This window comes from Vibrio genomosp. F10 str. 9ZD137 (assembly GCF_049974785.1).
GTDB lineage: Bacteria > Pseudomonadota > Gammaproteobacteria > Enterobacterales > Vibrionaceae > Vibrio.
The window spans coordinates 1-19197 of sequence record NZ_JBNGCJ010000394.1; the positions used below are offsets into that span (position 1 = coordinate 1).

23 protein-coding genes and 1 pseudogene are annotated in these 19197 nt (G+C 44.7%); 13 read left to right on the plus strand and 11 right to left on the minus strand.

The genetic code is table 11. The features are described 5' to 3' along the window. The 7 genes and pseudogenes from ACP45E_RS08870 to mlaF form a co-directional block, all read right to left on the minus strand. Window positions 1-465, minus strand: a pseudogene (locus ACP45E_RS08870) (UDP-N-acetylglucosamine 1-carboxyvinyltransferase); the annotation flags it as partial. Window positions 466-474: 9 nt separating this feature from the next. Continuing rightward, window positions 475-729 (minus strand): BolA family iron metabolism protein IbaG, encoded by a 255-nt coding sequence (gene ibaG, locus ACP45E_RS08875; RefSeq protein ID WP_017036126.1) that lies wholly within the window; start codon window positions 727-729, stop codon window positions 475-477. A 3-nt stretch (window positions 730-732) separates the two neighbouring features. Further along, on the minus strand, window positions 733-1050 hold the full coding sequence (locus ACP45E_RS08880; RefSeq protein ID WP_017036127.1) for an STAS domain-containing protein: 318 nt from the start codon (window positions 1048-1050) through the stop codon (window positions 733-735). After that, window positions 1050-1733 (minus strand): ABC transporter substrate-binding protein, encoded by a 684-nt coding sequence (locus ACP45E_RS08885; protein ID WP_017037380.1) that lies wholly within the window; start codon window positions 1731-1733, stop codon window positions 1050-1052. The genes ACP45E_RS08880 and ACP45E_RS08885 overlap by 1 nt, the downstream gene beginning before the upstream one ends. Before the next feature lie 4 nt (window positions 1734-1737). After that, window positions 1738-2229 carry an outer membrane lipid asymmetry maintenance protein MlaD gene (gene mlaD / locus ACP45E_RS08890; RefSeq protein ID WP_017036129.1) on the minus strand — a complete coding sequence of 164 codons (492 nt, stop codon included), beginning with the start codon at window positions 2227-2229 and terminating at the stop codon, window positions 1738-1740. 2 nt (window positions 2230-2231) lie between these two features. Next, window positions 2232-3023 (minus strand): lipid asymmetry maintenance ABC transporter permease subunit MlaE, encoded by a 792-nt coding sequence (gene mlaE, locus ACP45E_RS08895; RefSeq protein WP_017036130.1) that lies wholly within the window; start codon window positions 3021-3023, stop codon window positions 2232-2234. Continuing rightward, window positions 3020-3817, minus strand: coding sequence for a phospholipid ABC transporter ATP-binding protein MlaF (gene mlaF, locus ACP45E_RS08900; protein WP_017036131.1), 798 nt, complete (start codon window positions 3815-3817; stop codon window positions 3020-3022). The genes mlaE and mlaF overlap by 4 nt, the downstream gene beginning before the upstream one ends. A gap of 241 nt (window positions 3818-4058) precedes the next feature. Here mlaF and ACP45E_RS08905 point away from each other — a divergent pair, with 241 nt between their 5' ends. The 12 genes from ACP45E_RS08905 (at window position 4059) to mgtE (ending at window position 13293) form a co-directional block, all read left to right on the plus strand. Next, window positions 4059-5024, plus strand: coding sequence for a calcium/sodium antiporter (locus tag ACP45E_RS08905; RefSeq protein WP_017036132.1), 966 nt, complete (start codon window positions 4059-4061; stop codon window positions 5022-5024). Window positions 5025-5044: 20 nt separating this feature from the next. Next, window positions 5045-6016, plus strand: coding sequence for a KpsF/GutQ family sugar-phosphate isomerase (locus tag ACP45E_RS08910; RefSeq protein WP_017037381.1), 972 nt, complete (start codon window positions 5045-5047; stop codon window positions 6014-6016). After that, the gene (kdsC, locus tag ACP45E_RS08915; protein WP_017037382.1) at window positions 6016-6573 is read left to right on the plus strand and encodes a 3-deoxy-manno-octulosonate-8-phosphatase KdsC; all 558 of its coding nucleotides are present in this window, start codon (window positions 6016-6018) and stop codon (window positions 6571-6573) included. The genes ACP45E_RS08910 and kdsC overlap by 1 nt, the downstream gene beginning before the upstream one ends. After that, on the plus strand, window positions 6570-7133 hold the full coding sequence (gene lptC / locus ACP45E_RS08920; RefSeq protein ID WP_017036135.1) for an LPS export ABC transporter periplasmic protein LptC: 564 nt from the start codon (window positions 6570-6572) through the stop codon (window positions 7131-7133). The genes kdsC and lptC overlap by 4 nt, the downstream gene beginning before the upstream one ends. Beyond that, complete coding sequence (lptA, locus tag ACP45E_RS08925) at window positions 7114-7608, plus strand: lipopolysaccharide transport periplasmic protein LptA (RefSeq protein ID WP_017036136.1); 495 nt, start codon at window positions 7114-7116, stop codon at window positions 7606-7608. The genes lptC and lptA overlap by 20 nt, the downstream gene beginning before the upstream one ends. A 2-nt stretch (window positions 7609-7610) precedes the next feature. Next, complete coding sequence (gene lptB / locus ACP45E_RS08930) at window positions 7611-8336, plus strand: LPS export ABC transporter ATP-binding protein (RefSeq protein ID WP_017036137.1); 726 nt, start codon at window positions 7611-7613, stop codon at window positions 8334-8336. A 51-nt stretch (window positions 8337-8387) separates the two neighbouring features. Then, complete coding sequence (locus ACP45E_RS08935; protein WP_017036138.1) at window positions 8388-9848, plus strand: RNA polymerase factor sigma-54; 1461 nt, start codon at window positions 8388-8390, stop codon at window positions 9846-9848. Between the two features lie 25 nt (window positions 9849-9873). After that, window positions 9874-10161: a ribosome hibernation promoting factor gene (gene hpf, locus ACP45E_RS08940; protein WP_017036139.1), complete on the plus strand. Its 288-nt coding sequence runs from the start codon at window positions 9874-9876 to the stop codon at window positions 10159-10161. Between the two features lie 2 nt (window positions 10162-10163). Continuing rightward, window positions 10164-10610: a PTS IIA-like nitrogen regulatory protein PtsN gene (ptsN, locus tag ACP45E_RS08945; RefSeq protein ID WP_026026530.1), complete on the plus strand. Its 447-nt coding sequence runs from the start codon at window positions 10164-10166 to the stop codon at window positions 10608-10610. An 8-nt stretch (window positions 10611-10618) separates the two neighbouring features. Further along, window positions 10619-11479: an RNase adapter RapZ gene (rapZ, locus tag ACP45E_RS08950; RefSeq protein WP_017036141.1), complete on the plus strand. Its 861-nt coding sequence runs from the start codon at window positions 10619-10621 to the stop codon at window positions 11477-11479. Window positions 11480-11526: 47 nt separating this feature from the next. Further along, window positions 11527-11805, plus strand: coding sequence for an HPr family phosphocarrier protein (locus tag ACP45E_RS08955; protein ID WP_017037384.1), 279 nt, complete (start codon window positions 11527-11529; stop codon window positions 11803-11805). Between the two features lie 132 nt (window positions 11806-11937). Beyond that, complete coding sequence (mgtE, locus tag ACP45E_RS08960) at window positions 11938-13293, plus strand: magnesium transporter (protein ID WP_017036143.1); 1356 nt, start codon at window positions 11938-11940, stop codon at window positions 13291-13293. A 174-nt stretch (window positions 13294-13467) separates the two neighbouring features. Here mgtE and pmbA read toward each other — a convergent pair whose 3' ends face one another. Further along, entirely contained in the window at window positions 13468-14811 is a 1344-nt protein-coding gene (gene pmbA, locus ACP45E_RS08965; protein ID WP_017037385.1) for a metalloprotease PmbA, read from the minus strand. Between the two features lie 126 nt (window positions 14812-14937). Here pmbA and yjgA point away from each other — a divergent pair, with 126 nt between their 5' ends. Further along, window positions 14938-15468 carry a ribosome biogenesis factor YjgA gene (gene yjgA / locus ACP45E_RS08970; RefSeq protein WP_017037386.1) on the plus strand — a complete coding sequence of 177 codons (531 nt, stop codon included), beginning with the start codon at window positions 14938-14940 and terminating at the stop codon, window positions 15466-15468. Window positions 15469-15664: 196 nt separating this feature from the next. On the opposite strand, the gene thiQ is transcribed toward yjgA, so the two are convergent. Genes thiQ through thiB form a run of 3 tightly spaced genes read right to left on the minus strand, consistent with a single transcriptional unit; the run spans window position 15665 to window position 18996 of the window. Next, window positions 15665-16369 (minus strand): thiamine ABC transporter ATP-binding protein, encoded by a 705-nt coding sequence (thiQ, locus tag ACP45E_RS08975; RefSeq protein ID WP_017037387.1) that lies wholly within the window; start codon window positions 16367-16369, stop codon window positions 15665-15667. A gap of 12 nt (window positions 16370-16381) precedes the next feature. Next, the gene (thiP, locus tag ACP45E_RS08980; RefSeq protein ID WP_017037388.1) at window positions 16382-17959 is read right to left on the minus strand and encodes a thiamine/thiamine pyrophosphate ABC transporter permease ThiP; all 1578 of its coding nucleotides are present in this window, start codon (window positions 17957-17959) and stop codon (window positions 16382-16384) included. A 32-nt stretch (window positions 17960-17991) separates the two neighbouring features. Next, window positions 17992-18996, minus strand: a complete 1005-nt coding sequence (thiB, locus tag ACP45E_RS08985; protein WP_017037389.1) for a thiamine ABC transporter substrate binding subunit — start codon at window positions 18994-18996, stop codon at window positions 17992-17994. Between the last annotated feature and the right edge of the window lie 201 nt (window positions 18997-19197).

The following is a 19197-nucleotide window of genomic DNA, read 5'->3' on the forward strand; positions in this document are numbered from 1 at the left end:
AGCCCCTTTCAGGCGCCCATCGACCGATGCTTTAACATAGCCATCTTCAAGCGTAATGGTCGCGCCAAGCTGCTCTAATCCGTGAATATGCAGATCCACAGGACGAGCACCAATCGCACAGCCACCAGGAAGGGACACTTGACCATAACCAAATCGAGCGACAAGTGGCCCTAACGCCCAAATTGAAGCACGCATGGTTTTCACTAAATCGTAAGGGGCGCAATATTCATCAATCTTACTCGGGTCAACATGCACTGAACCATTACGTGATACTTTTGCGCCTAAACGTTTTAGTAGCTCCATGGTCGTATCAATATCACGCAAGCGAGGGACATTGCTAACTTCAACGGGTTCTTCCGCCAGGATAGATGCAAATAGAATTGGAAGTGCTGCATTTTTAGCACCAGAGATCGTCACTTCACCGCATAGCGGTTTGTCCGATCCAATGACTCGAAACTTTTCCATTAAATAACCTTACAACGACATCAGTTTTTTATCGCGCGCCCATTCATCAGGCGTGAACGCTTTTATTGATACTGCATGGATGTCGTTTCTTTGAATGAATTCCATCAGAGGTGCATAAATCAATTGTTGTTTTTTAACGCGACTCATCCCATCAAAACAAGCATCAACAGCAACGACTTCGTAATGGCTTCCTTCGCCTTTTACGTGCACTTCTTGAAGGCTCAAAGCCTGCTCTAATATCTGTTGTACTTTTGCGTTATCCACAATTCACCTCTGCTTAATGTTTATGTGGTCCGTTAAGACTGATTCTATATGGCTTAACTTGAACAAAGTGCTCAGCTGTTCTGGCACGAAGCTGAGCATTATATGACAGTTTTGTTTTTTTGCATGCTCTATTAAGTGAATTAACATCACCATTCCCGCAGAATCGATTCTTTCGACGTTTTTCAGCGAAAGTTGCACCTCTTTTTCGCTCGTTTTCCAACGTTGAGCATAACCCCAAAGTGACGGAACCGTGTCTCTATCAATAATGCCAAGTAAACTCACACTATCAAAACTTGATTGTTGCCATTGAGGGTGACTCATCACTGAACTCTCTCGAATTGAATAGGTTGAGCTGCCAGCGATTCTAACTCTTTAGCCACCGCTAGAATGCCTTCCTGGCGAATTTTACCACTCCATTCAGACTGCTTACTAGAGAGCAAACTGATCCCTTCCGCAATAATATCAAACGCTAACCACTCGCCTGTTTTCTTGTCTTTACGTAACTTAAACTCAAGATGAATATTTGGCCTTGGCGGATCGAGAATATCGACTTTGATGGATGTTATTCGTTTATTCTCTTCAAGATAGGGCTCTGGTCCTAACTCTATCGTCTGATCGGTATATTGTGTTAATACTTGTGCATAAGAGGTCACCATATACTGACGAAACGCCTGCATGAATACACCAACATCGCTGCGATTCGCACCTTTCACATTTTGTCCAAGTAACTTCAACGCAGCATATCGGTCGTTAACATAAGGCATTAATTCTTCTTCAACGATCACCTTGAGATGCTCTGGGTTTTTCTGAACAATGTCTTGTTCTAATTTAAGTCGCTCAAAGGCCTGTTCAGACACTCGCTTCATCATTTGATACGGCTGGGTCTTATCCAGTACCTCAGCCTGCACTGAGGAAGAGACTAAAAGACTGCCTATAAGCCCCCACACAATAGTTAAAATGGATGCTTTCAAAGAATGAATCCGTCTTAATTGAGACTGTAACATCGCACTACTCCCCCGATTCATTTTCGTCAGAGCCACCGAGACTGTAGAGTACTTGGCCTATCAAATTCTCAAGTACCAATGCAGATTTGGTGTCTTCGACATAATCTCCGTCGACTAACATTTCTTCGTCATCAAAAACAAAACCAGGCACGAGGCTGATGTATTGCTCACCGATAAGGCCAGAGGTCAATATTTGTAAGCTTGAGGTTTCCGAAAACTGCTGATAATCACTGTTAATATCCATGGACACGACTGGCAATAAGCTGTTTGGGTTTAAACCAATGCTGGTGACTCGTCCAATCACAACACCACCAACCTTGACTGGAGATCTGACCTTTAGGCTGCCGATATTGTCAAACTCTGCATTTAGAGAGTAAGTATCGTTTGAACCCAGACCTTTAACGTCAGCAACTTGAAAGATCATTATCAAGATGGCGCAAATTCCGACCAATACAAAACTGCCAACCCAGAATTCCATTTTTTTATTTTGTTGCATGATTAATTCCCAAACATCAATGCGGTCAGTATAAAGTCTAGCCCTAATACGGCTAGAGACGAATGCACAACAGTGCGTGTCGTGGCTTGGCTAATTCCTTCTGAGGTAGGAACTGAATCATAGCCATTAAACAAAGCAATCCACGTAATAGTAAAAGCAAACACCATACATTTGATGACGCTGTTACCGATATCTTTACCCAGTTCAACAGACGATTGCATTGCCGACCAAAAGCTTCCGTGATCGATGCCCTTCCAGTCTACCCCAACAATCTGCCCCCCCCAGATCCCCACGGCAATAAAAATCATTGCCAGAAGCGGCATAGAGATGATCCCAGCCCAAAACCTTGGAGCAATAATACGTTTTAAAGGATCAACCGCCATCATTTCAAGGCTTGAGAGCTGCTCAGTCGCTTTCATTAAACCTATTTCTGCGGTTAATGCCGAGCCCGCTCGTCCGGCAAACAACAAAGCCGTCACCACAGGACCAAGTTCACGCAATAACGATAATGCCACCATTTGCCCCAAGCTGCCCTCGGCGCCGTAATCCACCAAGACAACATAACCTTGCAAGCTCAAGACCATACCAATGAACAGCCCTGACACGATAATGATTGCTAAAGACTGAACGCCGACACTGTGGAGTTGCTTAACCAATAATGGGAAATTTTTAATCGGTTGAGGGCGAGTGACAAGCGCACCGAAGAGCATAAAGCTTGCACGACCAAACGCCTCACACACAGAAATAGCACGCCGACCCGTAGCGTTGATAAACGTCTTCAACGTCGTCATCATTGGAATAGCTCCTGTTCAAGATCACCCGCAGGATAGCGAAATGGCACCGGGCCATCTGCGATTCCTTGTAGGAACTGAACCACTTTAGGGTCAGGGTTTGTTTCTAATTCTTGTGGCGAGCCTTGAGCGATCACTTTCCCATCCGCAAGCAAATACACCCAATCAGCAATACTCATCACTTCAGGGACATCGTGAGACACCACAACAGCGGTCACACCTAAGGCTTGGTTCAGGTTTCGGATTAATTCAACCAGAACGCCCATGGTAATAGGGTCTTGGCCAACAAAAGGTTCGTCATACATAATTAGATCGGGGTCCAGAGCAATGGCCCGCGCCAAAGCAGCACGTCTTGCCATTCCGCCAGAAAGCTCACTCGGCATCAATTGAGCCGCACCACGCAGGCCCACCGCCTCAAGTTTAAGCAGTACTAAGGTTCGAATTAACGCTTCATCTAAATCGGTATGCTCTCGCAAAGGAAAGGCGACATTATCAAACACACTGAGATCAGTGAACAGAGCGCCGGATTGAAACAACATGCTCATCTTTTTTCGCGCTTGATAAAGCTGGCTGCGATTTAATTGAGGAATGTTCTCGCCATCAAACCAGATTTCACCAGAATCAGGAGCCAATTGACCACCAATCAAACGCAATAAGGTTGTTTTTCCAATGCCCGATGGCCCCATAATTGCGGTAATTTTTCCTGTAGGGACAGATAAGCTTATATCATCAAAAATCACTCGGCCTGAGCGAGAGAAATTCAATTGATTGATAGTAATTAAATCGTTTGAAGACATAGGCACTCTATAACATCCATCAATGTGCATCCTTTAGATGATGAATCATAAGCATATTGCTTATGAAATTAAAGTAATTGGCATCGAAATCAGTATTGAATCGAAATTCACCAAACTTATTGTAGTAATAAGAAGATAATACACACTGACTGCGAATTAATTTCATCTAAATCTTCCCTTTTACGAATCAAACCGTCAAAATTAACGGTTAATTCACTTCTTTATATTTTTAGGAATCATCATGCTGGAAGCGGTAGCATTTCTCATTGTCGGACTGATATTTTTAGTATGGAGTGCGGACAAACTGGTTTTTGGCGCCGCTGCACTGGCACGAAATGTCGGTATCTCCCCTCTCGTTATTGGTATGACTATATTAGCGATGGGATCGTCTGCGCCAGAAATGATGGTGTCAGCCACAGCGGCTTTAGACGGAAAGACTGATACCGCCGTCGGAAACGTTCTCGGGTCCAACATTGCTAACATCGCGTTGATCCTCGGTATTACCGCATTAATTAAACCGCTCTCTATTAGCTCCGCAGTATTAAGACGCGAACTTCCCCTGATGATAGGGGTGACTCTGGTTGCTGGGGCTATTTTATGGAACAACCACTTAGGCCGAGCCGAAGGCGTGTTGCTTTTTGTGCTCTTTGCTTTTTTCATCTTAGCGATGCTACGCATCAGTCGCAACGAAAAGAAAAATGGTGACGTACTGATTGATGAGCAAGAGTCGGAAGTCCCAGAAGGCGTCAGTAACGTCAAGGCCGGAATATGGGTCGTGGTGGGACTGATTATCCTTCCTGTTGCAGCAAGCGTGTTGGTTTCAAACGCCGTCATTATCGCTAAATTCTTTGGTATGAGTGACCTGGTCATCGGCCTGACCATCATTGCTGTCGGTACGAGTTTACCTGAACTTGCTGCCTCGTTAGCCGGTGTCTTAAAAGGCGAAGATGATATGGCCGTTGGCAACATTATCGGCTCAAATGTCTTCAACATCCTCGCAGTCATGGGGATTCCCGGTATTTTAAACCCATCAATCATCAATGAGCATGCGATGGGAAGGGACTTTTGGGTCATGCTTGGTGTCTCTTTACTACTGGTGCTAATGGCATTAGGTAAATCACGCAGCATTAACCGTATTGAGGGTGGCATATTATTCACCATTTTCATTGCATACCAAGCTTTCCTTGTCATTAATATGACTGCGTAACGCAGAATTGGAGTCGCCCAATGTCACCAACTTTTGACTATCATCGTGTTGCTAAACAAGTCCTGACGACAGAAATTCAAGCGCTAGAACAACTCGAGCAATATTTTAATCAAGACTTCAACGGCGCTTGTGAACGAATATTAAGTAACAAAGGCAAAGTCGCCGTAATGGGTATGGGTAAATCAGGCCATATTGGTAATAAAATCGCCGCCTCACTGGCGAGTACCGGCACCTCAGCCTTCTTTGTTCACCCAGGCGAAGCCGCCCATGGTGATTTAGGCATGATTGAAGCGGGTGATATTGTGCTTGCCATTTCAAACTCGGGCGAGTCTTCTGAAATACTGTCACTATTTCCCGTTTTAAAGCGCCGTAATATTTGCATTATCAGCATGACCGGCAAACCAAGCTCTAACATGGCAACGCTGGCGGACTACCATCTACAAATCACCGTGCCAAAAGAAGCGTGCCCACTGGAACTTGCTCCAACCTCTAGCACAACCGCTACATTGGTGATGGGTGATGCATTAGCCGTCGCTCTAATGGAAGCGCGTGGTTTTACCGCCGAAGATTTTGCTCTGTCTCACCCTGGTGGTGCGCTAGGCCGTAAATTACTGCTCAAACTCTCAGACATCATGCATTCAGGTAATGCTCTACCGGCAGTAAAAGCAGAAACATTAATACGTGATGCATTATTAGAAATCAGCCAAAAAGGTTTGGGAATGACCGCTGTTACTGACGATAAACAGCAACTGGTGGGAATATTTACCGATGGTGATTTAAGGCGTATTCTAGACAAACGTATTGATATTCACAGCTCGACGATTGGCGAGGTGATGACCAAAAATCCAACCGTGGCTCATCCTGATATGCTGGCCGCTGAAGGGCTTAACCTGATGCAAGATAAGAGCATTAACGGCTTAATGCTTTGCCATGATGGTCAACTGGTTGGCGCATTGAATATGCACGACTTACTAAAAGCGGGAGTAATGTAATGACTACCTTGGTAGAAACACTGTATGGCGACGTCGACGCTGAGATTATCGCCTTAGCAAAAGAGATCAAGCTTCTCATTTGTGACGTTGATGGTGTCTTTTCTGATGGTCGTATCTACATGGGTAACAATGGCGAAGAACTCAAAACGTTTCATACTCGTGATGGCTATGGGGTTAAATCTCTGATGAACGCAGGGATAGAAGTCGCCATCATTACAGGTCGTCAGTCTCAGATTGTAGAAAATCGCATGAAAGCGCTGGGGATTTCACTGATCTATCAAGGCCAAGACAATAAAGTCAAAGCGTATCAAGATATTTGTAACAAACTCAATATTGCCCCACAGCAAACAGGCTATATTGGTGATGACTTAATTGATTGGCCGGTTATGGAAAAAGTCGGATTGAAAGTATGCGTAGCTGATGGACACCCATTACTGGCAAGACGAGCAAACTATGTTACGTCGATTAAAGGCGGCCATGGCGCGGTACGTGAAGTATGCGACCTGATTCTTCAAGCACGTGATGAACTCGATAGCCACAAAGGACTCAGTATATGAGTCTGGCCCGCATTGCTTATATCTTGCTATTTTTTGTTGCGACGTGGTCTGGCTATTATCTGTATGACAAAGAGCAAGAATTTGATATTCAAGTCGCCCCCAATCAAGAGCTACCGATGTTTACCGGTCGTAATATTGAAAATACCTCTTACACAGACGAAGGCCTTCGTAGCTATATCATTACCTCGGTATATTTAGAGAACTTCGCTGAAAATGGGGATACTTGGTTTGATCTACCGGTACTTAAAGTGTACAAAGATGGGACTATTCAGGAGTGGGAGATCACCGCAGATAGAGCGAAACTCGACAGCGATCAGATACTCACTCTTTATGACAACGTGATTGCGAATAACATGCTCGATGAATCCGGCTTCGATACCATGACCACATCAGAGCTCAGCATCAAATTAACCAATCGTGATTTTTGGGCAGATAATCAAGTGAATCTTGTTGGCCCACAATTTGAAACGGAAGGACAAGCGATGAAAGGCAATTTTGCTGACAATAACGCTGTTCTTTATAACTATGTTCAAGGTAGATATGAAACTCTCGCACCTTAGCCTGATAGCTTGTTTGGTCGCATCAGGTAGCGCTCTGGCGCTCTCGACAGATAAAGACCAACCCGTTTACATTGATTCAGATAGCCAAAATCTTGATATGCAAAGTAATCGAGTCACCTTTTTAGGTGATGTAAAACTTAGACAAGGCAGCATTAATATTAATGCGGATAAAGTCATCGTTTTGCGTAACCCTACCGATGGCACGATTGAAGAAATCGAAGGTTACGGCGATCTCGCGACTTTTTCACAGCTGACCGATGATGGCAAAACACTTTACGGTGAAGCTGAAGAGCTATACTACAAACTCGTCGATGACCGCTTAACAATGATAGAACGAGCGATGCTTTCCCAAGATGGCAGTATCATCCGAGGTACCAAGATTCGCTACCAAATCACCGAACAAAAACTAATGGCTGACGGCAAAGAAGGTGATCGTGTATCAACCGTTCTTCAACCTCAAACCGTCCAAGAGTAATTATGTCGATATTAAAAGCGGAAAACTTAGCCAAAAGCTATAAAAATCGTCGAGTGGTTTCTGACGTAAGTCTTCAAGTTGAGTCAGGACAAATCGTAGGCTTATTGGGCCCTAATGGCGCAGGTAAAACTACCTCTTTCTACATGATCGTAGGTCTTGTTGCTCGTGACGAAGGCAAAATAAGCATTGATGGCAAAGACATTAGTATTTTGCCAATGCACAGTCGCTCTAGAATGGGTATCGGCTACTTGCCACAAGAAGCCTCTATTTTTCGTAAGTTATCAGTAGAAGATAATATCATGGCGGTTCTTCAGACTCGCGAAGAGATCACCCATGAAGAGCGCCAGGACAAACTGGAAGACTTACTGGAAGAGTTCCACATACAACATATTCGTAAAAGCGCAGGTATGGCTCTGTCTGGTGGTGAAAGACGTCGAGTAGAAATTGCTCGAGCATTGGCGGCTAATCCTCAGTTCATTTTACTCGATGAACCCTTTGCTGGTGTTGACCCTATCTCCGTCATCGATATAAAGAAGATCATTGAACACCTACGAGATCGTGGATTAGGCGTGCTGATCACCGATCACAATGTTCGCGAAACCCTTGATGTTTGTGAAAAAGCTTACATCGTGAGCCAAGGACACCTCATCGCAGAGGGAACTCCGGCGGACGTTCTCAATAATGAACAAGTAAAACAAGTTTATCTCGGTGAACAATTCCGTCTATGATTAAATAGAGAGCGAAGTGGATTATAAAAATAACAAGGTAAACGATACTGAATGAAACCCTCATTACAGCTCAAGCTAGGTCAACAGTTAGCCATGACACCACAATTACAGCAAGCGATTCGCTTGTTGCAATTGTCGACTCTCGATCTTCAACAGGAAATTCAGGAAGCGCTTGATTCCAACCCGTTACTCGACGTGGAAGAATCTAACGATGAACCGAGCGTTAATGAGGAGAAGAACACCCAGGCAGAACAAGCGCCCACCGTCGAAGTCACAGAACCGGATCAAAAAGACAGCTCTGAGCTGATTGAAAAGTCAGAGATCAGTAATGAACTTGAAATCGACACCACATGGGAAGATGTTTACTCAGCAAATACGGGCAGTACTGGTATTGCATTTGATGATGATGCCCCCGTCTACCAGGGTGAAACCACTCAATCACTTCAAGACTACCTGTTATGGCAGCTCGATTTAACACCATTCAGCGATACCGATAGAACCATCGCTTTGGCGATCATTGATGCGATTGATGATTACGGTTACCTCACGATTTCAACCCAAGATATTTTAGAAAGCTTTGATAACGAAGATATCGAGTTAGATGAAATTGAAGCGGTTCGAAAACGCATTCAGCAATTTGACCCCTTGGGTGCAGGCTCCGTCAACCTACAAGACTGCTTATTGCTGCAATTGGCGACCTTCCCAAAAGAAACCCCCTGGTTAGAAGAAGCCAAACTGGTCCTCAATGACCATATCGATCAGTTGGGCAATCGTGATTATAAGCTGATCATCAAAGCCACCAAGCTGAAAGAAGACGACTTACGTAGCGCCTTATCTCTTATTCAACAGCTTGACCCTCGGCCAGGCAGTCGAATTACGCCAGACCACGCTGAATATGTCATTCCAGATGTCTCTGTTTTTAAGGATCACGGTAAGTGGGTTGTTACCATTAACCCAGATAGCGTGCCAAAGCTTAAAGTAAACCAGCAATACGCCAGCCTTGGAAAAGGTAATAGCCCCGATAGCCAATACATCAGAAGCAATCTTCAAGAAGCAAAATGGTTAATCAAAAGCTTAGAGAGCCGAAACGAGACGCTGCTCAAAGTTGCTAAATGCATAGTTGAACATCAGCGCGATTTCTTCGAGTATGGGGAAGAGGCGATGAAACCTATGGTACTCAACGATGTGGCATTGTCGGTTGAAATGCATGAGTCCACCATCTCCAGAGTTACAACACAGAAATTTATGCATACCCCAAGGGGTATCTTCGAGTTGAAATATTTCTTCTCTAGCCATGTCAGTACAGACAATGGAGGGGAATGCTCCTCAACTGCAATACGTGCGCTTATCAAAAAGCTGGTTGCCGCAGAAAATACAGCCAAGCCACTTAGCGATAGTAAAATTGCAGCCCTACTGGCCGAACAAGGGATTCAGGTCGCTAGAAGGACGATAGCGAAGTATCGTGAATCTTTGGGGATTGCCCCGTCGAGTCAGCGCAAACGCCTGTTATAAGGCAACAAATCGAAAAGGAAAGTCTATGCAAATCAATATTAATGCCCATCACGTTGATCTTACCGATTCAATGCAAGACTATGTAAATACCAAATTTCAAAAGCTTGAGCGATTTTTCGACCACATAAATAACGTTCATGTGGTTTTGAAGGTTGAAAAAGTAAGCCAGATCGCTGAAGCTACCCTCCATATTAATCAGGGAGATATTCACGCCACTGCAAATGATGAAAATATGTATGCAGCGATAGATGCACTCGTGGATAAACTCGTAAGACAACTGAACAAACACAAAGAAAAGCTAAGTAGTCATTAATCATGCAATTAAGCGAAGTATTGTCACTGGACTGCACAAAAAGTGCCGTCCAGTGCACCAGTAAAAAAAGAGCCCTTGAAATGATCAGCGAGATCGTTGCAAACCAAACAGGGCAAGACTCTACAGAGTTATTTGAATGCATGCTAAGCCGAGAAAAGGTTGGCAGCACAGGCATTGGCAATGGTATTGCCATTCCTCACGCGCGAATGAACTCTAGCGATCATGCCGTTGCGGTACTGCTGCAATGTGAGCAACCTATCGAGTTCGACGCGATCGATAACCGACCAGTAGACTTACTCTTCGCATTACTTGTTCCTGAAGATCAGTGTAAAGAGCACCTAAAAACATTGTCATCAATGGCGGCTCGCCTTAATGATAAACAAGTTTTAAAGCAACTTCGTAATGCGCAAAATGACGAAGAATTGTATAACATCATGATCAATCACTGAGTTCAACTATGCGTCTAATTGTTGTAAGTGGTCATTCTGGGGCCGGAAAAAGTGTCGCGTTACGCGTGCTGGAAGATCTTGGTTACTACTGTGTAGATAACCTTCCGGTCAACTTGTTAGATGCATTCATGGAATCGGTGAATGACAGCACACAGAACGTCGCCGTCAGTATCGATATTCGGAACCTGCCCAAAGAACCGAATTTAGTTGATGACCTTCTTGCAAAACTAAAAGAAAACGACAGCATCAGCGTTCTCTTTCTCGATGCTAACCAAGAAACGCTCCTCAAACGCTATAGTGAAACTCGCCGCATTCATCCACTGTCATTAAGTGATTCAAAACCCTCTCTCGCCCAAGCAATTTCTTTAGAGAAAAAAGTCCTATCACCACTTAAAGAACACGCAGATTTAGTCATCGACAGCAGCAATCAATCGCTGCATGAACTCAGCGAGACAGTCAGGGTAAAAGTAGAAGGCACTGAGAGCAAAGAGCTCATCATGGTCTTTCAATCTTTTGGCTTTAAATATGGCCTGCCGAATGATGCTGACTATGTTTTTGACGTAAGGTTTCTCCCTAACCCACATTGGGAGCCGGAACTTCGCCCAATGACAGGGCTTGATAAGCCTATCATTGAATTTTTAGAAGATCATGATGAAGTGGGTCAGTTACAAGAACAGATTCAAACCTTCATCTCTAACTGGCTACCTAAGCTTGAAAAGAATAATCGTAGCTATTTAACGATTGCTATCGGTTGTACTGGCGGCAAACATCGCTCTGTTTATCTGACTCAGCAATTAGGCGAATATTTTTCAAAGCAAGGCAAACTCGTTCAAATTCGACACGCCTCTTTAGAAGAGCATCATTCGTAGCCAAGCCAGAATGCTCTCAACAACATAACTATTTGGAAGGTGGTAGCATGCAGCAACAAAGCCGTACCGTTTTAATTCAAAACCGTCTTGGGCTACATGCGCGAGCGGCGGTTAAGCTCGTTGATCTGGCTCAGTCTTTTGATGCCATTCTTACCATTGTTAATCATGAGGGTACAGAAGCCACGGCCGACAGTGTCATGGGGCTATTGATGTTAGAATCCGCCCAGGGCCAATACGTGACAATTAATGCCGAAGGTGCCGATTCCATCAACGCTTTAGAAGCGGTTTGTCTCCTTATTGAAGACCGATTTGAAGAAGATGAGTGATTTTTATCGCTACTCTGCGATGGTTTTTGTCTGTCGATTATTATCCAATATTCAGTCACATAAGTAGTTGCTTAGGTATAGAATTAAGTTACTATTCAAAATATTGTAAGCATATAGAGTTAGGGGGAATCAATGGCAGAGCAAACTGAATTTGACCAGGCTCACCAAACCCTCCAAGAAGTGACCGATGCACTGGAAAACGGTCGTTTTGTTCATGTCCGACGCCAATTGCAGGACATGGAACCTGAGGATATCGCTCACCTGCTGGAAGCCTCGCCACGCAAAGGCCGAAATGTTCTTTGGCAATTAACCGATCCCGAAGACTACGGTGAAATCCTTGATGAGTTAAGCGAAGACGTTAAAGACGAACTCGTCTCTAAAATGGCGCCTGAAACCATTGCTGAAGCTACCGAAGGGATGGACACAGATGATGTAGCGTATGTCTTACGTAGCCTTCCTGATGATGTCTCACGCGAAGTCCTTTCTCAAATGGACATTGCTGATCGCCAACGTGTAGAAACCGCTCTGTCTTACCCCGAAGATACCGCGGGTGGGATCATGAATACTGACGTCATCACTATTCGTGCGGATGTGGATATTGATGTTGTTCTTCGCTATTTGCGCATGAAAGGTGAGTTACCCGAGGCGACCGATGCTCTCTATGTCATTGATGAACAAAGCCGACTTATCGGCCATCTTTCACTAACCGCCCTACTAACAACCCAACCTGATACACCGATTACTGATGTGATGGATGACGCTGATGAAGCGATTTCGGTCGACACCAGTGATACCGATGTAGCCAGTTTGTTTGAACGACGAAATTGGGTTTCAGCGCCCGTCGTAGATAAAGATCAACACCTAGTTGGCCGAATTACCATCGATGATGTGGTTGATGTCATTCGTGAAGATGCCGAGCACTCCATGATGAGTATGGCCGGTCTTGACGATGACGAGGATACCTTTGCACCCGTGGTTAAATCGGCGCGAAAGCGAAGCGTATGGCTTGGTGTCAATGTACTCGCGGCGCTCACAGCAGCGTCTGTTTCCAATATGTTTGAAGCAACCCTTGAGCAGATGGCAGCCATTGCGGTGCTGATGACCATCGTTCCTTCAATGGGTGGTGTAGCCGGTAATCAAACGGTCGCTCTGGTCATTCGCGGCTTAGCGCTTGGACATATCGGCGACTCTAACAAGCGAGAGTTGTTACTAAAAGAAGCGGCCATCGGCTTCTTAAATGGCATTCTTTGGGCTCTGATTATTGGTGCTATCGTTGTCGCATGGAAAGGAGACTGGGTACTTGGTGGGATCCTGTCTGCCGCCATGATGGTCAACTTACTGGTTGCAGGCGTAGCCGGTGTGAGTATCCCTATCCTACTTAAAAAAATGGATATTGACCCAGCATTGGCAGGGGGAATGATGCTCACCACAATCACAGACGTGATCGGATTGTTTGTCTTCCTTGGGCTGGCAACGCTCGTTATCTAACTGTATTGATGGAATCAGAGCACCAACTAGCTCGATCCAAGTAGGCTTAATAAAAAGGCTTAACAAATAATGTTAAGCCTTTTTAAATGTTATCGAGTCAAGCTCTCGCGACTCATTCAAATGCTGGTTGTTCTTATTTCATCAGATGACATCAAACTTTCATCTACCAACAGCTTACTCACCAGCAATCTTCATATTATCTAACAAGATAGAGCCCGTTTGAATTTGAGAGCGCGTTTCTACATCACTGCCAACCGCAACGATTCGAGAGAACATATCTTTTAACTCACCCGCAATGGTGATTTCAGAAACTGGATACTGAATCTCTCCATTTTCGACCCAAAAACCCGCAGCGCCACGAGAGTAATCACCGGTGACGATATTGACCCCTTGCCCCATCACTTCAGTAACCAGCAGTCCTGTGCCAAGCTCTTTTAGCATTTGATCAAAGTTCTGACCGGTTGATTTCACATACCAGTTGTGAATGCCACCAGCATGACCGGTGACTTGTCGATTCATCTTACGAGCAGCGTAACTGGTGATCAGGTAAGTCGCGAGAACACCATCAGTGATGATTTCACGATCTTGTGTGAATACGCCTTCACTATCAAAAGGACTGGACGCTAAACCGCGTAAAACATGCGGGCGCTCAGAGATATTGAACCACTCAGGTAGAATTTGCTCTCCGAGCTTATCCAGCAAGAAAGAAGATTTACGATATAAATTGCCACCACTTATCGCCATCACCAAGTGACCAATAAGCCCGGTAGCAACATCCGAAGCAAACATAACCGGGTAACTGCCCGTCTTCAGTTTTCTGGCATCTAAGCGACTAATGGTCTTCTCAGCGGCCTGCTGACCGACAGTTTCTGGCGTCCACAGGTCATCACGGTGACGGGCAACGGTATAGCTATAATCGCGTTCCATTTCACCGTTTTTCCCTTCACCAATCACACTACAACTGATGCTGTGACGGCTAGAGGCATAACTCGCAAGCAAACCGTGGCTATTACCATAGACTTTCACGCCGTAATGGCTATCGTAACTTGCCCCATCACTTTGCTTTATTTTATCGCTGTAAGAGAGGGCTTTCTGTTCTGTCGCAATCGCCACTTGTGCCGCATAGTCGGGATCAGGCGTATCTGGGTGGAATAGGTCGAGATCAGGGATATCCTTGACCATAAACTCTTCTGGTGCAGGGCCCGCATACGGGTCGGTTGAAGTATACTGAGCAATATCTAACGCGGCTGCGACGGTTTGAGCTATCGCTTTATCACTCAGATCAGAGGTGGACGCACTGCCCTTCTGCTGATTTCGATATACGGTGATCCCCAACGCACCATCACTATTAAACTCAACATTCTCTACTTCACACATTCGTGTCGAAACACTAAGACCTGTGGATTTAGTAATGGCGACTTCTGCTGCGTCTGAGCTGACTGAAGCCATCTCTAAGGCTTTCGCGACCGCGGCTTCTAAATCAACACGTTGTTGAGCGACTTGCTGTTTTACATCCATATCTAATTCTAATCTGAGTCATTTGTGAATTATATTGCTTAGGATAACAAGAATTTCGCAATCTCCCCACGATTGTTGTTAAAATAGGCCTAATATTAGTTTAAGACAGTGATATAGGCAGAAAAGATGGCACGTAAAAATCAGAAAGCGCCTTGGGAACCAGAAGAAGAGATCATTTGGGTCAGTAAAACCGAAATGAAACACGACATGGACATACTACAAAAGCTAGGTGAAGAGCTTGTCGCTCTGACACCAACCATGTTGAAGAAGATCCCAATGAGCGAAGACCTTGCTGATGCGATTAAAGATGCACAGCGATTCAAAAATGAAGCAAAGCGTCGCCAGCTACAATACATTGGCAAAATTATGCGTAATATCGATACGGAACCTCTGCAAGCAGGTTTAGATAAAATCCGTAACAAACACTCACAAGCGACTGCAGAGCTACATAAAATTGAAAAACTGCGAGACCGAGTGATTGGAGAAGGTGATAGTGCGATTGCTGATGTGATGGATTTATATCCAGAAGCGGATCGCCAACGTTTACGCCAGCTCTCTCGCCAAGCGAATAAAGAGAAAAAAGCGGGCAAGCCAGCAAAAGCTTTCCGTGAAGTATTTCAGGTGTTAAAAGAGCAGCATGAAAACTCTCAAGACTAACACGCCGATTTAGGCTTTGGTTTGGATAACTGGCTTTCGACAGCGTGTTTTAGATAGCTTGTTTTAGATAGCTTGTTTTAGACAGATTGGTTTAAACAGAAAAGGTTGATGACTTTCATCAACCTTTTTTCTTGCCCAACTTTTATTGCCCAAGAGAGTCTTTACTGACCGGAAAAATCACACTAAACACGATGCACTATTGTGCGGCTTTGACAAATTCAGCCAGTTGAACGTTTGAATGAAGAGCGGTTAATTGATCGATTCGACCGGTGCTTTCTACCTGAAAGTTAGCAATAAAGGCAAAGTGGCTGGCGATTGCTTTGGCATCATTAACATGATGAGTCACCATCAGTACGGTAATGTTTCTCTCCGTAGCTAAACGCTTAACAAGCGCCAACATCTCTTCTCGCAACACAGGGTCTAGCGCCGAAAATGGTTCATCTAAAAGCCAAATAGGATGAGCTTGCACAAAACACCTTGCCAAAGCGACACGTTGCCGCTGACCACCGGACAAATGCTCTGGGAGCCTATCCAATAAGCTATCTACACCCACTTGCTCTGCGGCATTAATGACTTTCAGCTTGTGTTCATCGGTTAACTTTAGTCCAGGGTGGAGCCCCAACCCTATATTCTCTCGCACGCTCAAGTGGGCAAAAAGATTATGCTCTTGAAATAGCATAGAAAAAGGGCGTTGGTAAGGGTCTTTGCCGATAACAGACTGACCGGCCACTTCAATAGCACCCGATACGGGATCGATAAAGCCAGCCACCAAACTCAACAAGGTTGATTTCCCTGCCCCACTCGGCCCCATTAAAGCCGTGATCGAGCCTTCTTCAACCTCTAAATCAAAGCGAAAGGATTCTTGCTGGTAGCGGTAATCAATCTTTTTTAAACTTAGCATTTATCGATACTCTTACTTGGCTTTAAACAGTGTTTCTATCACAGCAAAGCAGCTGATACTTAACAATAGCAATGTCACCGATACCACCGCAGCCGCATCCATTTGATAACTTCCTAGTAACTGAAACAGATACAGGGGCAGTGTTCTAAACTCTTGGCTACCAAAAAGGGCTATGGCACTTAAATCCCCCATCGAAAACATAAAGCTGATGGCAAAAGCGTGAGCAAACGGTTTTCGGAGTGCTCGAAACTCAATAACTCTAAAACGTTGCCACCCCTTCATCCCCAAACTCGCGCAAACATACTGATACTGTTGAGCAATATGCAGCATAGGTTGAGCCAGTGTTTTTATCACGTAAGGCAGCGCCATCAATGCATTTACCGCAATAACAACCACTCCTGCAACACTGAACACATCGGTGATATTACGTAATAAAAGAAACAAGCCAGTACTCACCACTAAACCGGGCGTCACCAAAATAATGGTTCCCATAAGTTCGATTTGATCTGCTTGTCGCGATTTACTTTGTAAACGAAGGGCTCGGCTAGTCACCAGAATAGCAATACCCACGGTGACAGCAATAATACTGGCTAAGCTCGCTACTTTGAGCGAAGACCATAAGGCAGACCAAAAGCGAGCATCGGTTAACACATGTGGAAGCTGGCTGTTTATCCCACTAATAATGACCATGGACAATGGGGGTAATACAAGCAATAGAGCACCGATGATCCAAAAGCAATCCCACCCTCTCGATACCCAGGTATCATTAACTAAATACAGGCATTTTTGCATTGCGCCAGTGCTGACTGACAACGGAGCTGATAGCCGCTGAATACTGAGTGCGATAAGACCACAGAGCAGCATTTGCCAAATCGCCAATAAAGCACCTGCCTGCAGATCGAAATCGAATTTGATGGCTTGATAAATCGCCAATTCAATGGTTGTAGACTTTGGCCCGCCACCCAATGCCATTACGGTAGCAAAACTGGTGAAACAGAGCATAAACACTAAGCCAAAAACATGGGGTAATTGTTGCTTCAGTCTCGGCCATTCCACCCATTTAAATTTTGTCCAGTGGCTCATTCCTAAGTGTGCGCAAAGTTTATGTTGTTCGGCGGGCACGGTTTCCAATGCTTGCAGAAGTAATCGGCTCGCATAGGGAAGATTGAAAAAAACATGCGCGAGCAAGATCCCATTTAACCCATAAATTGAAAATGGCATCGCAGTATCGAATTTCTGTAGCCAAACGGATATCAACCCACTATTACCGTATATGGCGAGCAAACCAAACACGCCCACTAATACGGGCAGAACTAATGTTGTTGCAAACAATTTAAGTAAGAGGTCTTTGCCTTTAAAATGGCGACGCGATAAAGCATGAGCCACTGGAATGGCAAAACCAACACTCAATAAACTTGAAAGCAATGCCTGATAGAAGCTGAACTTGGTGACATGTCGATAATACGGATCACTCCATATTTGACGCATGTCCAGTGAAGGCGCTTCAAACAACAGCGCTGCTAACGCAGAAATAACAAAGGTCGCGATAGCAATCGCGACCCAAATACCTATTTTAGGAATGGCGTTCAAAATAGATTCTCAACCAACATCATCGGCATTGATTACATGGTTAATGCATTCTGCCATTCTCCGATCCATGTTTTACGCTCTGTCGCAACGTCATCAGAACTGAAGCTTAATGCTTTTTCAGGGACAGTTAATGTTTCATAGCCTGTCGGGAGTTCAATCCCCGTCACAGGGTACATCCAGTTACCCGTTGGCATCGCTGACTGAAACTCATCACTCAAAATAAAAGCCATGAATTCATCAGCCAATTTTTGATTGGTTGAACCGTTCACTTTGGCCGCTACTTCTACCTGTGTGTAATGCCCTTCAGAAAAGTTAGCCGCTGCGTATTTGTCATCATTTTCAGCGATGAGGTGATAAGCAGGCGATGTCGTATAAGACAGCACTAAATCAGACTCTCCTTTTAAGAACATGGAATAGGCTTCAGACCAACCCTTAGTAACCGTCACGGTTTTCTTCGCCAATTGTTGCCATGCCTCAGTGCTTTGATCACCATACACCGACTTCATCCAAAGCAGTAAACCTTGGCCTGGTGTTGAGGTGCGAGGATCTTGATAGATGACGGTCAGGTCATCGCGTTGTTCAACCAATTCTTTTAAGCTTTTTGGTGGGTTAGTCAGCGTTTCTTTGTTATACACAAAAGCAAAGTAGCCATAATCGTAAGGGACAAAGGTATCGTCATTCCAACCGTTTGGAAGCGTTACAGAAGAAGTATCAACACCATGAGTGGTCAACAGCCCTGTTTTTTTCGCTTCTGCCATAAGATTGTTATCTAGACCTAAAACGATATCCGCTTTGCTGTTTTTCCCTTCTAAGCGAAGGCGATTCAAAATAGACACACCGTCATCAAGCGCGACCAATTTCAAGTCACACCCACATTGGGCTTCAAAGGCTTTTTCAACAACGGGACCTGGGCCCCAATCTGCAGCAAATGAATCGTAAGTGTATACGGTTAAAGTTTCTGCTGCATGAAGCGATAGAGGGGCCACTGATAAAGACGTTATGGCCGCTAAGGTACATAGATTTAGAGGGGTTTTCACTGCTCTCTCCTTGGTTGAGCAGCGTAGATAATCAGGTGGAATCTCTATCAGATACAGTGTTTGCACGTATTGATTCATCCACACTCATTTCCTACGCCAGCATTATCTGGTTCAGGTTCAATATCACGATCACTTCTATCAGCGTCGTAATAACACGGGTCCCAAGCTTGGCTTGATCTCAGCGAATACGGCTAGCGTATC

Excerpts from the sequence above, each read along its gene's own strand:
- ACP45E_RS08905 (WP_017036132.1), top strand. The coding sequence starts at position 4,059 with ATGCTGGAAGCGGTAGCATTTCTCATTGTCGGACTGATATTTTTAGTA.
- pmbA (WP_017037385.1), bottom strand. The coding sequence starts at position 14,811 with ATGGATGTAAAACAGCAAGTCGCTCAACAACGTGTTGATTTAGAAGCC.
- mgtE (WP_017036143.1), top strand. The coding sequence starts at position 11,938 with ATGGCAGAGCAAACTGAATTTGACCAGGCTCACCAAACCCTCCAAGAA.
- mlaF (WP_017036131.1), bottom strand. The coding sequence starts at position 3,817 with ATGTCTTCAAACGATTTAATTACTATCAATCAATTGAATTTCTCTCGC.
- lptC (WP_017036135.1), top strand. The coding sequence starts at position 6,570 with ATGAGTCTGGCCCGCATTGCTTATATCTTGCTATTTTTTGTTGCGACG.
- lptA (WP_017036136.1), top strand. The coding sequence starts at position 7,114 with ATGAAACTCTCGCACCTTAGCCTGATAGCTTGTTTGGTCGCATCAGGT.
- mlaD (WP_017036129.1), bottom strand. The coding sequence starts at position 2,229 with ATGCAACAAAATAAAAAAATGGAATTCTGGGTTGGCAGTTTTGTATTG.
- lptB (WP_017036137.1), top strand. The coding sequence starts at position 7,611 with ATGTCGATATTAAAAGCGGAAAACTTAGCCAAAAGCTATAAAAATCGT.
- kdsC (WP_017037382.1), top strand. The coding sequence starts at position 6,016 with ATGACTACCTTGGTAGAAACACTGTATGGCGACGTCGACGCTGAGATT.
- ACP45E_RS08885 (WP_017037380.1), bottom strand. The coding sequence starts at position 1,733 with ATGTTACAGTCTCAATTAAGACGGATTCATTCTTTGAAAGCATCCATT.
- ACP45E_RS08955 (WP_017037384.1), top strand. The coding sequence starts at position 11,527 with ATGCAGCAACAAAGCCGTACCGTTTTAATTCAAAACCGTCTTGGGCTA.
- ACP45E_RS08935 (WP_017036138.1), top strand. The coding sequence starts at position 8,388 with ATGAAACCCTCATTACAGCTCAAGCTAGGTCAACAGTTAGCCATGACA.
- mlaE (WP_017036130.1), bottom strand. The coding sequence starts at position 3,023 with ATGATGACGACGTTGAAGACGTTTATCAACGCTACGGGTCGGCGTGCT.
- ptsN (WP_026026530.1), top strand. The coding sequence starts at position 10,164 with ATGCAATTAAGCGAAGTATTGTCACTGGACTGCACAAAAAGTGCCGTC.
- hpf (WP_017036139.1), top strand. The coding sequence starts at position 9,874 with ATGCAAATCAATATTAATGCCCATCACGTTGATCTTACCGATTCAATG.
- rapZ (WP_017036141.1), top strand. The coding sequence starts at position 10,619 with ATGCGTCTAATTGTTGTAAGTGGTCATTCTGGGGCCGGAAAAAGTGTC.
- yjgA (WP_017037386.1), top strand. The coding sequence starts at position 14,938 with ATGGCACGTAAAAATCAGAAAGCGCCTTGGGAACCAGAAGAAGAGATC.
- ACP45E_RS08910 (WP_017037381.1), top strand. The coding sequence starts at position 5,045 with ATGTCACCAACTTTTGACTATCATCGTGTTGCTAAACAAGTCCTGACG.
- thiQ (WP_017037387.1), bottom strand. The coding sequence starts at position 16,369 with ATGCTAAGTTTAAAAAAGATTGATTACCGCTACCAGCAAGAATCCTTT.
- ACP45E_RS08880 (WP_017036127.1), bottom strand. The coding sequence starts at position 1,050 with ATGAGTCACCCTCAATGGCAACAATCAAGTTTTGATAGTGTGAGTTTA.